Source organism: Streptomyces sp. NPDC002788, from assembly GCF_053592115.1.
On sequence record NZ_JBSFVB010000021.1, the window covers coordinates 20,410 to 37,713 of the forward strand.

The window sequence follows — 17,304 nt, forward strand, 5'->3', positions numbered from 1 at the left end:
CTGTCAGTTGCCTTGCGTCCGGGAACGCAGTTCCCGACGGAGGATCTTCCCACTGGCCGTCTTCGGCAAGTCGGGCAGGATCTCCACCTGGCGCGGGTATTTGTAGGCGGCCAGTCTCTCCTTGCAGTAGGCGGCGAGCGCGTCAGGGTCCGTCTCGGCATCCGGGCGCAGGCTGATGTACGCCTTGACGGTCTCCCCGCGATACCCGTCGGGCACGCCCACGACGGCGGCCTCGCGCACCGCCGGATGCGTGTACAGCACGTCCTCGACCTCGCGCGGCCACACCTTGAAGCCGGACGCGTTGATCATGTCCTTCTTGCGGTCGACGACGTACAGCCAGCCCCGCTCGTCCATGAAGCCGATGTCGCCGGTGCGCAGTTCGGCGCCGGGGAAGGTCTCAGCGGTGGCGTCGGGGCGCCGCCAGTAGCCGGGCACGACCTGGGGGCCCCGGACGACGATCTCGCCCTGCTCGCCGAAGGGGACTTCTTCGCCGGCCTCGCCGACGATCCGCACGACCGTGTCGGGGCCGGGCAGACCCACGGCGAGGGTCCCGGAGACCGGGTCGACGGGCGCCTCCAGGCCGGGGGGCACCGAGGCGCAGGGCGCGGTGCACTCGGTCAGCCCGTAGCCGTTGCGGATGTAGGGCCCGAAGCCGGCCCGGAACTTCTCCACCAGCGCGGGCGGCAACGGGGCGCCGCCGGAGGAGATCACCCGGAAGGAGGAGAAGTGGCCGGGGGTGACGGACGGGTGGGCGGCCAGCGCCATGAAGGCCGTGGACGGGCCGACGGTGTAGTGCGGGCGGTGCTCGGCGAACGCGTCGAGCACCACGCCCGCCTCGAAGCGGTAGGCCAGCACGAGCGTGCCCCCGCTGTTCAGGCAGGCACCGAACTGGCAGACCATGCCGGTGATGTGGAACAGCGGCGCCAGCGCGAAGTACACGGGCCGCTCGGGCAGCCCCAGGCCGGTCCGCTGCCGCTCGGCGTTGTGCATGATGTTGCCGTGCGTGTTGGTGGCACCCTTGGGTGTGCCGCTCGTGCCCGAGGTGTAACTGATCAGCGCGATGTCACAGGGTCCGGGGTCGCGGTCCCCGGGCGCCTTGTGCCCGGCCCGCGCCACGGTCACCAGGTCGTCGGCGTCCGGGGCCTGCGCCAGGCGCTCGAAGGCCAGCACACGCCCGTCGCCGCGTGCCTGGAAGTCGAGTTCGCATCCGGTGAGCACGATCCGCACGGGCGAGTCGGCCGCCGTCTCGCGCAGGTACGACTCCCAGGCCCGGTCCGAGCAGATCAGGGCGGCCACCTCGCCGTCCCGCAGGACGTGGGCCACCTCGCCCGACTTGTACATCGGGTTGACGGGCACGACGACCGCACCCGCCTTCCACGCCCCGAGCACGGCGAGCACGAAGTGCGGGGAGTTCTGCAGCAGCACCGCGACCCGGTCACCGCGCTCCAGGCCGCGCGCCGCGAGGTGACCGGCGACGGAGTCGCTGAGCTCGTCGGCCTCCCGGTAGGTGAGACGGCCGTCGAAGTAGGCCAGGAAGTCGCTCTCGGGCGTCTCGGCGACGACCCGGCGCAGGGCGTGCACGAGGGATTCGGCGGGGCTGATCGGGCCCTTCTGCGCCTCGCTGAGCAGGTCGAGCCAGGGCTTGGCCGCGTAACGGGACTCGGTCACCGGGTCCCCTCCCACTGCCGCTGGATGCGGTTCATGCCGGACAGCCACCGGTCGGGGTCACCGGCCCGGGCCTGGTGGTACGCGGCGACCTCGGGGTGCGGCAGGATCAGGAACCGGTCCTCCTCGATGCCCTTGAGCAGGGCGTCCGCCACGGCCTCCGGCTCGATCGCGGTCGGCCGCAGCACCAGGTCGCCCGCGCTGCCGGTGGCGGCCAGCATGTCGGTGCGCACGCCCTGCGGGCAGATCGCGTGCACCTTCACGCCCCGGTGCCGGTACGTCAGCGACAGCCACTCGGCGAAGGCGAGCGCCCCGTGCTTGGTGACGGCGTAGGGCGCGGCCCCGATCATCGTGAGCAGTCCGGCGGCGGACACGGTGGACACGAACCGCCCGCTCCCGCGCTCCAGCCAGGCGGGCAGCAGCGCGTGTGCGGCCCGGACGTGCGCCATGACGTTGACCTCCCAGGAGGCGGCCCAGGCCGTCTCGTCCAACGGCCCGTCGGCGTCGCCGCCTTCGAAGGCGACACCGGCGTTGGCGCAGTAGACGTCGACCGCACCGCCGAGCGCGTCCCGGGCGTCACCGACGACCGCGGAGGCGTCGCCGGGCACGGCGATGCCTCCCACCTCGTCCGCGACGTGCTCGGCCCGCTCGGCGTCCAGGTCGTTGACGACGACCCGGGCCCCCTCGGCGGCGAAGCGCCGGGCGAGCGCGGCTCCGATCCCGCCACCGGCCCCCGTGACAACGACTCCAGCCCCTCGAAAGGCTCCCACCATCGGTCTCCTTGGACGCGGCTCGGCAATGCCGCCAGACTAACCGGTCGGTATGCACCAGGGAAGGGGTACCGGCAGCGCCCCGACGGGCGCGGGCCGGCGGGACCACGGGGGCGCGAGGAGCCACAGGCGGTCCGCAGCCTCCCCACTGCCCGACGGAGCGCATACCGTGCCCCTGCCGGCCGTCCCCGCTCAAGGAGGTCACCGCATGCGCCCCTCAAGACGAGCCGTACTCACGGCGGCCACGGCGGCAGCCGTGTCGGCCGCGCCCACCGCCGCCGCAGCCCGCCACCACGGGCAGCCGCGCACCGGCTTCGAACGCCTCGCGGCGGACGGCTACACCCTGCTCGACGGCCAGAAGGCCGGGATCGTCACCAACCCCACCGGCATCACCCGCGATGCCCGCCACATCGTCGACGTCATGCACGCGGACGACCGGGTCGGCCTCACCGCCGTCTTCGGCCCCGAGCACGGATTCCGCGGCACCGCCCAGGCCGGCGGCTCCGAGGGCCGCTACGACGATCCGGCGACCGGCCTGCCCGTCTACGACACGTACCTCAAGAGCGGCCGTCCGCTCGCCGACGTCTTCACCGCGTCGGGGGTGGACACGGTCGTCTTCGACATCCAGGACGTCGGCGCCCGCTTCTACACGTACATCTGGACCCTGTACGACTGCATGGAGGCCGCGCAGCTCGCCGGCAAGCGGTTCGTGGTCCTGGACCGGCCGAACCCGGTGACCGGCCGGGCCGCCCTGGGGCCCGTGCTGCACAAGGAGTTCGCCACGTTCGTCGGGCGGCAGCCCGTCGCCCAGGCCCACGGCATGACCGTCGCGGAGCTGGCGCGGCTGTTCAACGGCGAGTTCCTCAACCAGCCCGTACCGCTGGAGACCGTGACGATGTCGGGCTGGAAGCGCTCGGAGTTCTACGACGCCTCGGGGCTGCCCTGGGTGCCGCCGAGCCCGAACATGCCGACCCCGGCGACGGCCCTGGTGTACTCGGGGACGTGCCTGTTCGAGGGGACGAACCTGTCGGAGGGGCGCGGCACGACCCGGCCGTTCGAACTGCTGGGCGCGGAAGGCGTCGACGGGAGCTGGGCCGCCGAGGCGAACGGACTCGGCCTGCCGGGGGTGCGCTTCAGGGAGGCGTACTTCGCGCCCACCTTCTCGAAGTTCCAGGGGAAGACGATCGGCGGTGTGCAGGTCCATGTGCGGGACCGGGCCGCCTTCGATCCGGTGCGGACGGGGATCGCGCTGCTGGTGACCGCCAAGCGGGTGTGGAGCGGTTTCGCCTGGCGCCCGGACAACTGGATCGACAAGCTCACCGGCTCCACCCGCGTGCGCAAGATGATCGACGCGGGCGCGGACACCGACGAGGTCGTGGCGGGTTGGCAGGAGGAACTGGCCGCCTTCCGGGCGGTGCGGCGGAGGTACCTCCTCTACCGCTGAGCACGGCCGCCGAGCGCTGGATGCGCCCGTGACGTATGGCCAATCCCGCCCGTTGGCAGGACGATACGCCCACGGCGCGGCGTCACCCGGGGGACAAGGGGGCCTGTCATGGCGGATCCGGCGATGAGCGTGGCTCCCTACTGGGAGCTGGTCTTCGACGCGGACGGGGACCCGGCGGGCGGCCGGCGCGACCGGCTGCTCGCCGGGGTGACCGAACACAGGGTGCGCGACCTGGTCGTCTTCGCGCACGGCTGGAACAACGACCGTTCGAGCGCGACCCGCCTCTACGACCGCTTCCTCGCGCCCCTCCCACGGATCGCCCCGGCGGCCCGGATCGGCTACGTGGGGGTGCTGTGGCCGGCGATGCGGTTCTCCGACGAACCGATCCCCGACTTCCCTCGGGCCGTGCCGGCCGACGCACCCGGACGGCCGGTGCTGGACGAGGACACGCGGCACGCGCTGCTGGAGACCTTCCCGGGCCGGGCGATCCTGGTCGACCAGATCGCCCGGCTGCTGGAGCAGCAGCCGCCGGAGGAGGCCGAGCTGGAGGAGTTCGGGCGGCTGGTGCGGCTGCTGGTGGAGGTGGTGGCGCCCGGGCCGCAGGCGCTGTTCGCGGCGGACACGGTGGCGGAGGGTGTGCCGCAGAGCGAGCCGGAGATGTTCGCCGGGTCCTCGGCGGCGGCCTGCGAGCAGTTCGCGCGGGCGCTGGCGGAGCCCGAAGTCTCCGGCGGACAGCAGCGGTTCAGGCTGCCGAACCCCTGGGACGGGGCGCACGAACTGCTGCGGCAGGCGACGTACTACGCGATGAAACGGCGCGCGGGAACCGTCGGGGAGCGCGGTCTCGGACGGGTCGTCGGGCAACTCGCGGCGGCGGCGCCTGGCGTGCGGGTCCACCTCGTGGGGCACAGCTTCGGCGCGCGGCTCGTGTCGTTCGCGCTGCGGGGGCTCCCCGAGGGCGTGCGCACGGTGAAGTCGGTGACGCTGCTCCAAGGGGCGTTCTCGCACTACGCGTTCGCGGCCCGGCTGCCGCACGACGCCCGCGCGGGAGGGGTGCTCCAGGGGCAGCAGAACCGCGTCGACGGTCCCCTGGTGTGCTGTCACTCCCGGCACGACGCGGCGCTGGGCACGATGTACCCGCTTGCCTCGCGCGTCGCGGGCGACAGCCGGTCGGCCGCGGGCCTCGGCCTGGGGCGGGTCCTGGGCGCCGAGTGGGGCGCGATGGGCTACGGCGGGGTGCGGGCGGTGCCGGGCACGCACGCGTACACCCTCGCCGAGGCCCTGCGGACGCCATTGCCCGTCTCGGGGTGCGTGAACGTCGACGCGGCGGCGGTGGTCAGACGCGGCGGGCCGCCGGCCGGCGCGCACAGCGACATCCTGCACGAGGAGCTGGTCCGGCTGGTGCAGGTGGCGGGCCGCGTCCGCTGACCCGCCGCCCGCCTCGGGTCAGCGGTGGGAGGTGAACTCCACGACCTGCTGGTAGGTCGGCCGGTTCTGCCAGCTGATCTTGCCGTGCTTGATGCCGCCGAGCGTGCGGTGGTTGATCGAGTCGGCACACCACTGGTCGCCCGCCGCGCACACGTCGTCGCCGGGGTAGACCTGGGCCGCGGTCTTGCCGGCCGCCTCCTTCAGGGTGCTGACGAGGGTGTCCCGGCAGGCGCCGAGGCTGCCGTCGCCGCAGTACTTCCGGGCCAGGGGCCCCTTCACCTGCTCACCGAGCACGGCCCGGAGGTCCTTGTCGACGTAGCTCCACCAGCCGTACTGGAAGGAGCTTCCGGCGTGTGAGCCGGTCGGGCCGTGTGCGGCCGAGGGGGACTCGTCGATGGGCAGGTTGGCGGTCATGGCCGCGTAGAGCTCGCTGCCGAGGCCCGGTTCGAATTCGGCCTTGACCAGCAGCGGCCACCAGGCGTCCAGGATGCGGATCGCGTCGGCGTCGGCGTACTGCTTGGAGCCGGCCGAGGTCTCCGTACGCTTGCCGCCGGCCGCGACCCAGGCCTGGAGCTTGCTCGCGGCCGCGGCGGCGGTGGGGTCGGTGACCGGCGCGCTGTTGACGACCTTCAGCAGCTCGGGCAGGACGTCCTCCGCCCGCAGATCGGTGACCCCGGCATCCGCCATGGCCTTGACCAGTGAGGCCCGGGTCACCCCGCCCTGCTGGACCAGCTTCTTCACCCGGTTCTCGAGGAGGTTGCCGCGGTGCACGGAGCCGTTGCCCCAGGGCGCGGTCGTGTAGTCCTTGGCCTGCTTGTTGTTCCAGGAGATGTAGTAGTCCTGGTCGATGGAGTGGGGGTGGGCGGAGGGCGGGGTGTAGTCGGCCGTGTTGGTCGCCGGGTTCCAGCCCCGCCACTCGTGGGCGGGCCGCGCCCACACCGGGAACTCGGCGTCGACGCCGTTCGCGCGCACCGGGTTGTCGCCGCTGTTGTAGTACGCCGTGTGCTCGGAGTCCGCGTAGAACCAGTTGAACGTGTAGTTGATGTGCTGCACCGCCTTCTGGAACGACTCCGGGCCCTTGACGTAGCCCGGGTCGTTCAGCATCTGGAAGCCGATGATGGAGTCGGCCTCGTGCATGAAGGACGAGCGCAGGGTGGTGTAGGCGACCTTCTTGCCGCCGACCGTGGCGCGGTACTCGACGGGGCCGTACTTCGTGCGCCACGCGCGCATGGTGTAAGAACCGGCCGCGGTGCCGTCGGCGACGGTCGGCTTCCAGGCGTTCTTCTGCTCGACCTTCTCCATCGGCGTGCAGGTGCCGCGGTACAGGTAGTGGTAGTCGTCCTGGCACAGCTCGACGGCGTACGTGTCGATGATGTCCTGGCCGGAGGTCGTGGCGCTCCACGCGTAGTCCTGGCCGCGGCCGAGCTCGACGTAGAAGCTCAGGCCGGCGAAGGAGGCACCCCGGGCGCTGATGCCCGGGCCCTGGATCTCCTGGAGCAGCAGCAGTTGCGGGGCGAAGTAGCCGGTCTGCGGGCCGAACACGGCGACGGGGTGACCGCTGGCGGTGTGCTCGCCGCTGACCACCAGGGCGTTGGACATGCCACGCTTGGCGGACGACAGGGCCGCCTTAGCGGCCTGCCCGGAGGCGCCGGTCGCACTGGCCGTGGTGGCGCTGCCGGTGCGGTCGTACACGAGCGGCTCCGGTTCCACCGAGCCGGCGTCGGGCAGGGCCGCGCCCTGCGGGTCGTCCGGCTTGGTCCCGTAGGGGAAGCTGCCGTCGTGCTGGGTGAGGACGGCCTCCGGGTCGTTGCGCATCCGGAAGGACTCCCAGACCTTGGTGCCCTCGGCGACGCCGTACTTCTCCTGGGCGGCCAGCAGCGACAGGGCGTTGCTCACCTCGCCGCCCCCGCCGGAGCCGAACAGGGCGCCGACGACGGAGGCCAGCGCGACCAGGTCGGTGATCTTGAAGTGCTCGATCTTCCCGGCGTTGGTGACCGAGTCCTTGTGCCCGGTGAGGACGTACTCGCCGGGGAAGTACCGGCCGCTGTCGGAGGCATCGATGTAGGCGTTGATGCCGTCGAGGTAGGCCTTGGCGTCGGCGAGGGCCAGCTTGCCGCGCTCGCCGTTGGTGGCGATGGCGTTGTCGATCTGCGCTTGGAGGTCGGCCTCGGTGTAGGGCGCGTGCCGCCAGAACTGCTGTTCCAGGCCCTGGTTGGAGGGCGCGCCGCCCGCGAAGGAGGTCAGCTGTCCGCGCCCGACGTGCCGGAACACGTCCATCAGCCACAGCCGGTCCTGGGCGGCCGCGTAGCCCGCACCGAACTCCGTGCCGTATCGAGTGGTACCGGTGATGTGCGGCACACCGGTCTTCTTGTCCCGGACGATCGTCACGTCACTGCGCCCGGCGGGCTTGACGCTGGAGGCGACCTGATCGGCGGGGACCCCGAAGGACGCGTCGTTGAAAAAGTTGTTGATCTTGTCATTGGTGAGGCCGGTGTAGCCCTTGGCGAGGCCGGCATAGGGCCCGAGCTGGTCCTCGGCATGCGGGGGCTGGGTGCCGAAGGCCTGGTTCAGGAGGATCTGGGCGAGGGTGGCGTTGCCGTTCTGACCGGGCGGAAGGATGTCCGAACACTGGTTGCCGCAGTGGTCGTTCGCGGCGGCCGTGACCTGCGCGGCTTCCGTTTCCGAGGCCGCCGCCGGGGCAAGCGGTGACAAAAGACCTGCGATCAGGGCGCATACCGAAGCGGTCTTCAGGAACCCGGGGATTCCGCTGGGAGTTCTCGTTCTGTCGACAACGGTGCGTGGGGTACGCCGGGGCATGGGGGGCTCCTCCCGAGGGGTGGGCGGGATGTTACCGCCGGTATCCCCGCGATTGAAGATGAACAAGCGTCACTTTTTGGAGTCAGCACAACAGGCACACGGACCACGGCAGTCGACTCACGGGCCTCTTCGGACGGCTTATGGAGGCCATTTGAAATCGGATGGAGCCGATTCGCTTGTCGATACGTCTATTCGGCGACGTCCGTACGACGACGCCGAAGTGGCCGATTACAGGTGCAGGTGTGACGGAGGTGCAGGACGATGGCCGGTTTCCGGAGTCTGGCGAGACAGGTCCGTGATCCGCGGTGCGATCTGGCCTTGCGGCGGTACTCGCTGCGCAAGTGCCTTGAGAGGTTCGCCCCTTACGGGCACAGGGCCACCTGGGACCATTTGTGCTCCCGGGCGGGGTTCGGTCCCGAGGACCGCTCCCCCGACCCGGTGCGGCTCGTGGCCGCGCTGGACGAACTGGAGGAGGCACGGGCGGTCTGGCTGGCCTACGAGGTCGAGTTCGCCGAACGCCGCAAGAAGGAGAAGCACGACGGACTGCGCAGGCCGGGCAGTGTGGACGACTGGCACCGGCTGACCTGGGGCGGTTTCGGCGTGGCGTGGTGCGACGATCCGGCGGTCCACCCCCGTGAACCGCTGGCCGAGGTACTGCGCCGGCTGATCGCCGCGCTGGAGCGCGAGCCGGGCTCGGAATGCCCGGTGTGTGACGGGCGGCAGCTCGCCTGGAAGTACGGCCTGGACCACGAGCCCTCGGCGGGACCGGTCTGCGCGGACTGCGGAATCCTGGTGCCGCGTCCCGTGCTCACGTCCGAAGCCCTGGCGGACGCCAGGCGGGCGAGGTTGCTGGTGTCGGCTTGACGGATGCGGGTGCGCGGGGGGTGCGCCGGGGATGCCGCACCCCCACTGTCAGTGGTGGCCGGCACCATCGTCGACATGGTGCAGGTGTGTCTGAACGGTTCGCGGGCGGCCGCCGACGGTGTGGCCGTGCCGCTGACGCCCGAGTCCATGGCCGACTCCGCCGCCGATGCCGTCGCGGCCGGGGCCACGGACATCCACGTCCACCCCAAGACACCGTGCGGAAGGGACACGTTGTCGCCGAGGGTGCTCGCCGAGACGCTGTCGGCGATTCGCGCGCGCGTGCCGGTGCCGGTGGGCGTGACCACCGGGGCGTGGGCCGAGCCGGACCCCGAGGCCCGGCTGGAGCGGATCCGCGGCTGGACCGTCCTGCCCGACCACGCCTCGGTCAACTGGCATGAGCCGGGGGCGGAGAAGGTCGCCGCCCTGCTCATGGACCTCGGGGTGGGAGTGGAGGCCGGCATCTGGTCCGGCACCGACGGGGCGCAGCGGTTCGCGTCCTCACCGCTCGGGCCGAGGGTGCTGAGGGTCCTGGCCGAGGTGACGGACACGGTCCCTTCGAGCGCCGCGGCGTCCGCCCGGGCCTTGTTGTCCGACCTCGGGCCCGCGCACGGGCGTCCCGTGCTGCTGCACGGGGAGGACGGGGGTGCCTGGCCGGTGCTGCGCCTCGCGGGCGGGCTGGGCTTGGCCACGCGGGTCGGACTGGAGGATGTGCTGCGTCTGCCGGATGGACGACTGGCCGGGTCCAACGCGGAGTTGGTCGCGGCGGCGATGGCGGAGTACGGGGCTGGATAGGTGCTCGGCGATGTCGCTGAGGCCGGGGGTTCCGCAGCCCGCCGGAACGGGGTGCCTCCCCCGCGCTCTCGGCTTCGCCGCAGCAGGGGGGATCGGGGATCCCCACACCCGCCCGTACCGCCCCAGCGGCACGATCGCCGGCAGCCGGCGACACAAGCGCAGTTGCGGCGCCGGCCACGACGCGCCCGCGCCCGCCGTACTGCCGTACTGCCGTACCGCGGAAGAGGACGTGTCGGGGGTGTCCGCCCGCGGCGGTCGGCGCGTCGACGGGGGTGAGTCGGTTGCCCGAGCCCATCGCGCCGTTCCCAGGAGGGACACCCCCGGCGCGGCCCCGGACCCCACCCGGCGTCAGGCGCAACGCGCACCCCCACCCACGTCGCCGCAGGCCGCCGCGGGCGACCGCGGGCACACGGTGACCGCCCGCTACACGCCACCGTTGCGTTCGACCATCAGGCGGGAGCCCGCCCGGCGTTCGCCGAAGGCGTCGCCCGGGTTGGACAGGACGCATGTGTCCAGGGAGAGACAGCCGCAGCCGATGCAGTCGGTGAGGTGGTCCCGCAGACGGTTCAGCTGCTTGATGCGCTCGTCCAGCTCCGAACGCCACGTCTCGGACAGCTGCGCCCAGTCCTCCCGCGTGGGCGTCCGCTCCTCGGGAAGTTGCGCCAGCGCCTCGCGAATCGTCGCCAGCGGGATGCCGACGCGCTGCGCGGCGCGGATGAACGCGACCCGCCGCAGCGTGTCACGCGAGTACCGGCGCTGATTGCCCGACGTCCGGCGACTGCTGATCAGGCCCTTGGACTCGTAGAAGTGCAGGGCGGACACCGCGGCCCCGCTGCGCGCCGACAGCTGGCCGACCGTGAGTTCGTGGATCTGCTCTGAAATCCGGGGCACCCCTCGAACCTTACCCAGTCCGTTGACAGAGCCCCCCGCGGCCGACCATGCTAAGCAGTCGCTTAGAGACGCGATGCGCACGCGCAGACTCCCGCACACGAGAGGCCTGGACGACATGGCAGAGCCGAGGATCTTCACGTCCGTCGACGACCTGAAGTCGGCGGTGGGCGAACACCTGGGGTACACCGACTGGCTGGAGATCGACCAGAAGCGGATCGACCTCTTCGCGGAGGCCACCGGCGACCACCAGTGGATCCACGTCGATCCCGAGAAGGCCGCCACGGGCCCCTTCGGCACCACCATCGCGCACGGTTACCTGACCCTGTCGCTGCTCCCCCTCTTCGGCCCGCAGCTGATCACGGTCGAGGGGGTGAGGATGGGCGTCAACTACGGCACGAACAAGGTCCGATTCCCGGCCCCCGTCCCCGTCGGCTCCCGTCTGCGCGCCACCGCGACGATCACGGGCGTCGACGACGTACCGGGCGGCGTCCAGGTGACGATCGCCTTCACCGTGGAACGCGAGGGCGGCGACAAGCCCGTGTGCGTCGCCGAGTCCGTCTCGCGCTACTACCTCTGACGCACGGCCCCCGAGGCCGCCGCGCCCACCATCCGCAGCACGAGGTCGGCGTACAACTCACCGACCTCCTCCGGCGTCCGGGGCCCGTCGACGTTGAACCACCGTGCCACGTCGATGCAGAGCGACAGCACGGCCAGCGTCGTCCCGTGCACGTCGATGACCTCGAACTCGCCCGAGCGCACGCCCTCCTCGATGATCCCGCGCACCTCCGCGTCGACCAGACGCCGCAGCGCGAGGATCTCGGCGCGGGCGTCGGGCCCGAGCGAGTCGAGTTCGTACTGCACGACCCGCGCGGTGGTCCGCCCGCCCGCGTGCCAGCGCACGAAGGAGCTCACCGCATCGGCGAGCCGATCTGTCGCGCTGCCCTCGCGGCGAGACGCGGTGCGCAGGATCTCCAGGGCCTTCTCGTGCCCGATCCTGCTGATGCGGTGCAGCAGTTCTTCCTTGGTCTTGTAGTGGATGTAGAGCGCGGCCGGGCTCATCCCGGCACGACCCGCGATGTCCCGGGTCGTCGTGGCGTGGTAGCCGCGCTCGGCGAAGGCCTCCACCGCGGCGATCAGCAGCCGCCGCGCCGCGTCGGGCGTGACCTCGCCCCACGCCTGCGCCTCGCCGCCGGCCGTCTCCTCCGCCGTACTCATCACTCGCCCCTCTCCACCGACAGGGGCACCACCATACCGCCGAAGGTGAGCGGGCGCTTAGTGCGGCAGCTCAGTGCTTGTCGAAAGAGGTGTACGAGGACGCCGCCCCCTCCTGCCGGTCCCGGATCACCTTGGCGAGGGTGAAGGAGGAGGTGACCAGGTACAGCACGGCGATGGCGAGGAAGGCCCGCACCCAGGCGTCGGCGCTCAGCTGGTAGATGCCGATCGCGGTGGCCGCCATGGCGACGGCGAAGGAGGCGACGGCCTGACCGTAGAAGGCGGCCGTGTTCTGCGGCTTGCTGCCCGGTGTGTCACTCATGGGGCCAGCTTCGGCCGAGGTGGCCCGCGCCACATCCGCCGAAGTACTCAGGGGCGTACTCAGAACGCCGAGACCCCCGTCAGCGCCCGCCCGATGACCAGCTTCTGGATCTGGCTCGTGCCCTCGTAGAGGGTCATCACGCGGGCGTCGCGCAGCAGCTTGCCCGCCGGGTACTCGTCGATGTAGCCGTACCCGCCGAAAACCTGCAGCGCGTTGTTCGCGGCGCGGACGGCCGCCTCCGAGGCGAACAGCTTGGCCTTGGACGACTCGACGGCGAACGACTGCCCCCGGTCTATCAGGTCGGCGACCCGCCAGGTCAGCAGCCGGGCGGCGTCGACGTCCACGGCGATGTCGCTGAGCAGCTCCTGGACCAGCTGATGGCGGGCGATGGTCTTCCCGAACTGCTCACGCTCACCCGCGTACCGCACGGCCGCGTCCAGAGCCGCCTGGGCTATGCCCACGCACCCCGCCGCAACGGACATCCGGCCCTTGGCGAGGGCCGACATCGCGACGGAGAAACCCTTGCCCTCCTCCCCCAGCATCGCGGAAGCCGGCACGCGCACGTCCTCCAGGACGATCTCGGCGGTGGCCTGGCCGCGCAGCCCCAGCTTGCCATGGATCGTGCGGCGGGTCAGGCCGGGCGTGTCCGTAGGGACGAGGAAGGCGGAGACGCCCTTGTGGCCGGGGGCGTCCGTGGAGCGGGCGAAGAGCAGGACGACATCGGCCCAGGTGCCGTTGGTGATGAAGATCTTGGTGCCGTTGACGACGTAGTCGGCGCCGTCCCGTACGGCCCGGGTCGCGAGGTTGCCCGCGTCCGAGCCGGTTCCGGGCTCGGTCAGGCCGAAGCAGCCGACCGACTCACCGGATGTCAGCCCGGGCAGCCAGCGCCGCTTCTGCTCCTCGTTCCCCCAGGCGGCGACGGTCTTGGCGACCAGCCCCAGCGAGACGGAGACGATGCCGCGCACGGACGAGTCGCCCCGGCCGAGCTCCTCCGTGACCAGGCAGTACGCGAGGTGGTCGCCGCCGCAGCCGCCGTACTCCTCGTCGATCGTCAACCCCAGGAACCCGACCTCGCCCAGCTTCTTGACGATCGCGCGGTCGACCTCCTCGGCGCGGTCCCAGCCGACGGCGTTCGGGGTGATCTCCCGCTCCACGAAGTCCCGCGCGAGCTGCCGGACGGCGCTCTGCTCCTCGCTGAGCTCCAGGTTCACCACGAGTCACCCCACTTGAAAACCGTACATTTAAATTAGCGCTGCTAGTTTTGGGTCCAGCCCTACTATGTGCGCCATGGCCCGACCGCGCAAGCCCCTGCTCAGCACCGACCGGATCGTCGAGACGGCCCGCGCGCTCGTGGACGCGGAGGGCCTCGCCGCCGTCTCCACGCGACGGCTCGCCGCCGAACTGGGGGTCAGCGGGCCCTCGCTGTACAACCACTTCCGCACCAAGGACGAGATCCTGGAGGCGGTCGCCGACTCGGTGAGCGGACAGGTGGACCTGTCGATGTTCCAGGACGGCCGGGACTGGCGGACGGCGCTGCACGACTGGGCCGTCTCCTACCGGGCCGCGCTGCGCGACCACCCGAACATCGTCCCGGTGCTGGCCCGCGGGCCGGGCCGCCGCCCGGCCGGCCTGCGCCTCGCGGACGCCGTCTACGGCGCGATGGTCGAGGCGGGCTGGCCGCCGGCGCAGGCCACGTCCATCGGCGCGCTCATGCGGTACTTCGTGATGGGCTCCGCGCTCGGCTCCTTCGCCGGGGGCTTCGTGGACGACGCGAGCGCCTACGACCCGGCCGACTACCCGTATCTCCAGCAGGCCCACCTGCTCGCGGAGAAGCAGGAGAAGATCGACGAGCGCGCCTTCGAGACCGGGCTGACGGCTCTGCTGGACGGGCTGGCCGGGCAGTACGAACGCGTACGGCGGAGCGCGTAGGAGCACCTCGGCGGGACACTTCGGCGACGACCGAAGTGTCCGTGCTCCATGCTGGGGGCATGACGCCGAGAGACCCGCAGGCCACGGCCCTGGCCCGGCTCGCCGCGCTGTTCGCGGACGGGACCCGGGCCGCGTGCCTGCTCGCGCTGCTCGACGGGCGGGCGTGGACCGCGAGCGAGCTGGCGCGGCACGCGGGGGTCGCCGCGTCGACGCTGAGTGAGCACCTCGGAAGGCTCGTCGCGGGCGGGCTGCTCGCCGAGGAGCGGCAGGGCCGGCACCGGTACGTCCGGCTGGCCGACGCGCGGGTCGCGCAGCTGGTGGAGGACCTGGCGGCGCAGGTTTCCCCGGGCACGGCCGTGCGGCCGCGGAGCCTGCGGGAGTCGAGCGCCGGTTCGGCGATGGCCCGGGGTCGCACCTGCTACGACCATCTCGCCGGGCGGCTCGGCATCGCCGTCACCGACGCGCTGACGGCGCGCGGGCTGTTGCTGCGGGAGACCGGGTTCGCGCTCACCGACGCGGGGCTGGCGTGGTTCGCGTCGGCCGGGATCGGACTCGAACCGCGCGGCCGGCGTCCCCTGGCCCGGGCCTGTCTCGACTGGACCGAACGCCGTCCCCATCTCGCGGGCGTCGCGGGCGCGGCCCTGTGCCGGCACGCCCTGGTCACGGGGTGGTGCGTGCGCATCGGCTCCGAGCGGGCCGTGAAGGTGACGGAGACCGGTGAACGGGCCCTCTTCGACCTGCTGGGCGTCGAGTCGGCGGCGCTGCGCTGACTCCCCCCAGGGCTCACGGCCCCGTCCGAAATCCGCGAGCTTGCCGGCCTGTCACCGCCTAGCCTCAGGAGCATGATGAACGACTCCCCGTCCCGCCCCGCCCGTCGAGCCGAGCTGCTGGCCGCCGGTGCGGCCGCGGTCACCGTCGTGTTGTGGGCTTCCGCCTTCGTCTCGATCCGCAGCGCGGGGGACGCGTACTCGCCGGGCGCGCTGGCGCTCGGGCGGCTGCTGGCGGGGGTGCTGACGCTGGGGGTGATCTGCCTGCTGCGGCGGGAGACCTGGCCGCCGCGCTCGGCCTGGCGCGGGATCGCGATATCGGGCCTGCTGTGGTTCGGCTTCTACATGGTCGCCCTCAACTGGGGCGAGCAGCAGGTCGACGCGGGGACGGCGGCCCTGATCGTGAACACCGGGCCGATCCTCATCGCGCTGCTCGGGGCCCGGCTGCTCGGTGACCCGATGCCGCCGAGGCTGCTGGCGGGGATGGCGGTGTCGTTCGCCGGTGCGGTGACCGTGGGCCTGTCGATGTCCGGCGAGGGTGGCGCCTCGGTGCTCGGCGTGGTGCTGTGCCTGCTGGCGGCGGTCGCGTACGCCGGTGGTGTCGTGGCGCAGAAGCCGGCGCTTGGCACGGCGAGCCCGCTGCAGGTGACGACGTTCGGCTGCCTGGTCGGCGCGGTGGTGTGCCTGCCGTTCGCCGGGCAGCTCGTCCAGGAGGCCGCCGACGCGCCGGCTTCCGCGACGCTCAACATGGTGTACCTGGGCGTCTTCCCGACCGCCCTCGCCTTCACCACGTGGGCGTACGCGCTGTCCCGGACGACCGCGAGCCGGATGGGCGCGACGACGTACGCGGCCCCGGCGCTGGTCGTCCTGATGTCCTGGCTGTTCCTCGGCGAGGTGCCGGGACTGCTCACGCTGGTCGGCGGTGTGCTGTGCCTGGCCGGCGTGGCGGTGTCCCGGTCGCGGTCGCGGGCTGCGGCTCCGGCCGGCGCTCCGGGAGCGGTCGCGGAGCCCCGGCCCGAGCGGACTTCGGACTCAGCCCGCTGACTCGGCCTCCGCCCCGACCTCGGGTGCGGCCTTCGATCCCACCGAACGCGCCCGGTTCGCAAGGACCTTGATCGAGAGCAGGGCGATCACCGAGAGCGCGATGATGTAGCCGGACACCGCCATCGACGTGCCGGTCGCCTCCAGCAGCAGCACCATGACGAAGGGCGCGAGTCCGCCGCCGGCGACGGCCGCGATCTGGTAGCCGAGCGAGGCGCCGGTGTAGCGCATCTCGGGGGTGAACAGCTCGGCGAACAGGGCGGCCTGAGGGCCGTACATGATGCTCAGGAAGCAGCTGGCGACGAACGTGCCGACCGCGAGCCACAGCAGCGAGCCGGTGTCGATCAGCAGGAAGAGCGGCACGGCCCACAGGGCGATGCCGGCCGCTCCGAAGGCGTAGATCCGGATACGGCCGATGCGGTCGGAGAGCGCGGCGGCGGCCGGGATCAGCACGAGCTGGGTGAGGCTGACGCAGAGCGAGACGGTGAGCACCGGGCCCTTGGCCATGTCCAGCTCGCGGGTCGTGTAGTCGAGGACGCCGGTGATGAGGATGTAGAAGGTCGCGGTGTTCACGGCGAAGGAGCCGCCGGCCAGGAGGACCGTGCCGAGGTGTCCGCGCAGGATGGTGCGCAGCGGCGAGCTCTCCTCGGACTTCTCCTTCTCGGCGAGCGCCCGTTCGGCCTCCCGGAAGGCCGGGGTCTCCTCGACTCGGGTGTGGATGTACCAGGCGAGGGCGAGGACCAGCAGACCGACCAGGAACGGCACGCGCCAGCCCCAGGCGGCGAACGCCGAGTCGGTGGTGAGCGCGCCGGCCAGCAGGAAGACGGTGTTGGCGGTGACCACGCCGATGGGGACGCCGAGCTGGACGACGCTGCCGTAGACGCCGCGCTTGCCCTCCGGGGCGTACTCGGTGGCCAGCAGCATCGCGCCGCCCCACTGGGCGCCGACGGCGACGCCCTGGGCCACGCGGAGCAGGACGAGCAGGATCGGGGCGGCCACACCGATCGTCTCGTACGTCGGGAGCAGGCCGATGCCGGTGGTGGCCACGCCCATCAGGGCGAGCGCGAGGACCAGCATCGGCTTGCGGCCGCGTTTGTCACCGAGGTGCCCGGCGACGATGCCGCCGAGGGGACGGGCGAGGAAGCCGACGGCGAAGGTGGCGAAGGAGGCCAGGACGCCGGCGGTGGAACTGCCGGCGGGGAAGTAGAGGTCGCCGAGGACGAGAGCGGCGGCGATGCCGAAGACGAAGTAGTCGTACCACTCGACGGCCGAGGCGAGCGCCGCCGCGGTGGCCACCCTGCGGCGGTTGCCGAGGGCGGGCGTGGTGGTGGCGGGCTGAGCGGAAGGTGCCGTGTCCATGCGGTG

The 17,304-nt window shown here is 72.1% G+C and carries 16 protein-coding genes; 8 read left to right on the plus strand and 8 right to left on the minus strand.

From position 1 onward, the window contains the following. Positions 1–3: 3 nt before the first annotated feature. Together ACWD1U_RS31520 and ACWD1U_RS31525 are read right to left on the minus strand one after the other, a co-directional pair. Positions 4–1,668 (minus strand): class I adenylate-forming enzyme family protein, encoded by a 1,665-nt coding sequence (locus tag ACWD1U_RS31520; protein WP_451112684.1) that lies wholly within the window; start codon positions 1,666–1,668, stop codon positions 4–6. Beyond that, positions 1,665–2,438, minus strand: a complete 774-nt coding sequence (locus ACWD1U_RS31525; RefSeq protein WP_451112685.1) for an SDR family oxidoreductase — start codon at positions 2,436–2,438, stop codon at positions 1,665–1,667. Before ACWD1U_RS31525 ends, ACWD1U_RS31520 begins: the two co-directional genes overlap by 4 nt. 205 nt (positions 2,439–2,643) lie before the next feature. Between ACWD1U_RS31525 and ACWD1U_RS31530 the strand changes: the two genes are divergently transcribed. Continuing rightward, positions 2,644–3,879: an exo-beta-N-acetylmuramidase NamZ family protein gene (locus tag ACWD1U_RS31530; RefSeq protein ID WP_451112687.1), complete on the plus strand. Its 1,236-nt coding sequence runs from the start codon at positions 2,644–2,646 to the stop codon at positions 3,877–3,879. A 108-nt stretch (positions 3,880–3,987) separates the two neighbouring features. After that, on the plus strand, positions 3,988–5,304 hold the full coding sequence (locus ACWD1U_RS31535; protein ID WP_451112688.1) for a serine-threonine protein kinase: 1,317 nt from the start codon (positions 3,988–3,990) through the stop codon (positions 5,302–5,304). An 18-nt stretch (positions 5,305–5,322) separates the two neighbouring features. On the opposite strand, the gene ACWD1U_RS31540 is transcribed toward ACWD1U_RS31535, so the two are convergent. Further along, entirely contained in the window at positions 5,323–8,121 is a 2,799-nt protein-coding gene (locus tag ACWD1U_RS31540; protein ID WP_451112689.1) for a penicillin acylase family protein, read from the minus strand. Between the two features lie 261 nt (positions 8,122–8,382). Between ACWD1U_RS31540 and ACWD1U_RS31545 the strand changes: the two genes are divergently transcribed. After that, positions 8,383–8,985, plus strand: coding sequence for a hypothetical protein (locus ACWD1U_RS31545; protein ID WP_451112691.1), 603 nt, complete (start codon positions 8,383–8,385; stop codon positions 8,983–8,985). Positions 8,986–9,060: 75 nt separating this feature from the next. Beyond that, a complete protein-coding gene (locus ACWD1U_RS31550; RefSeq protein ID WP_451112857.1) occupies positions 9,061–9,777 on the plus strand; it encodes a 3-keto-5-aminohexanoate cleavage protein in 717 nt (238 codons plus the stop codon). A gap of 423 nt (positions 9,778–10,200) precedes the next feature. Here ACWD1U_RS31550 and soxR read toward each other — a convergent pair whose 3' ends face one another. Further along, entirely contained in the window at positions 10,201–10,668 is a 468-nt protein-coding gene (gene soxR / locus ACWD1U_RS31555; RefSeq protein ID WP_451112693.1) for a redox-sensitive transcriptional activator SoxR, read from the minus strand. A 115-nt stretch (positions 10,669–10,783) separates the two neighbouring features. On the opposite strand from soxR, the gene ACWD1U_RS31560 reads away from it, so the two are divergent. Beyond that, positions 10,784–11,245, plus strand: coding sequence for a MaoC family dehydratase (locus ACWD1U_RS31560; protein ID WP_451112694.1), 462 nt, complete (start codon positions 10,784–10,786; stop codon positions 11,243–11,245). Here ACWD1U_RS31560 and ACWD1U_RS31565 read toward each other — a convergent pair. The 3 genes from ACWD1U_RS31565 to ACWD1U_RS31575 all read right to left on the minus strand — a co-directional run bounded on the left by ACWD1U_RS31565 (position 11,236) and on the right by ACWD1U_RS31575 (position 13,413). Next, positions 11,236–11,883 (minus strand): TetR/AcrR family transcriptional regulator, encoded by a 648-nt coding sequence (locus ACWD1U_RS31565; RefSeq protein ID WP_451112696.1) that lies wholly within the window; start codon positions 11,881–11,883, stop codon positions 11,236–11,238. The genes ACWD1U_RS31560 and ACWD1U_RS31565 overlap by 10 nt on opposite strands. A 70-nt stretch (positions 11,884–11,953) precedes the next feature. Next, positions 11,954–12,202, minus strand: coding sequence for a YiaA/YiaB family inner membrane protein (locus ACWD1U_RS31570; RefSeq protein WP_451112698.1), 249 nt, complete (start codon positions 12,200–12,202; stop codon positions 11,954–11,956). A 59-nt stretch (positions 12,203–12,261) separates the two neighbouring features. Beyond that, the gene (locus ACWD1U_RS31575; protein WP_451112700.1) at positions 12,262–13,413 is read right to left on the minus strand and encodes an acyl-CoA dehydrogenase family protein; all 1,152 of its coding nucleotides are present in this window, start codon (positions 13,411–13,413) and stop codon (positions 12,262–12,264) included. 76 nt (positions 13,414–13,489) lie between these two features. Between ACWD1U_RS31575 and ACWD1U_RS31580 the strand changes: the two genes are divergently transcribed. From ACWD1U_RS31580 to ACWD1U_RS31590, 3 genes are all read left to right on the plus strand, one after another. Further along, positions 13,490–14,131, plus strand: coding sequence for a TetR/AcrR family transcriptional regulator (locus tag ACWD1U_RS31580; protein ID WP_451112702.1), 642 nt, complete (start codon positions 13,490–13,492; stop codon positions 14,129–14,131). Positions 14,132–14,190: 59 nt separating this feature from the next. Continuing rightward, positions 14,191–14,901, plus strand: coding sequence for an ArsR/SmtB family transcription factor (locus tag ACWD1U_RS31585; protein ID WP_451112704.1), 711 nt, complete (start codon positions 14,191–14,193; stop codon positions 14,899–14,901). 72 nt (positions 14,902–14,973) lie between these two features. Further along, a complete protein-coding gene (locus ACWD1U_RS31590) occupies positions 14,974–15,942 on the plus strand; it encodes a DMT family transporter (protein WP_451112706.1) in 969 nt (322 codons plus the stop codon). Here the strand turns inward: ACWD1U_RS31590 and ACWD1U_RS31595 are convergent. After that, positions 15,931–17,298 carry an MFS transporter gene (locus tag ACWD1U_RS31595; RefSeq protein ID WP_451112708.1) on the minus strand — a complete coding sequence of 456 codons (1,368 nt, stop codon included), beginning with the start codon at positions 17,296–17,298 and terminating at the stop codon, positions 15,931–15,933. The genes ACWD1U_RS31590 and ACWD1U_RS31595 overlap by 12 nt on opposite strands. Positions 17,299–17,304 lie beyond the last annotated feature (6 nt).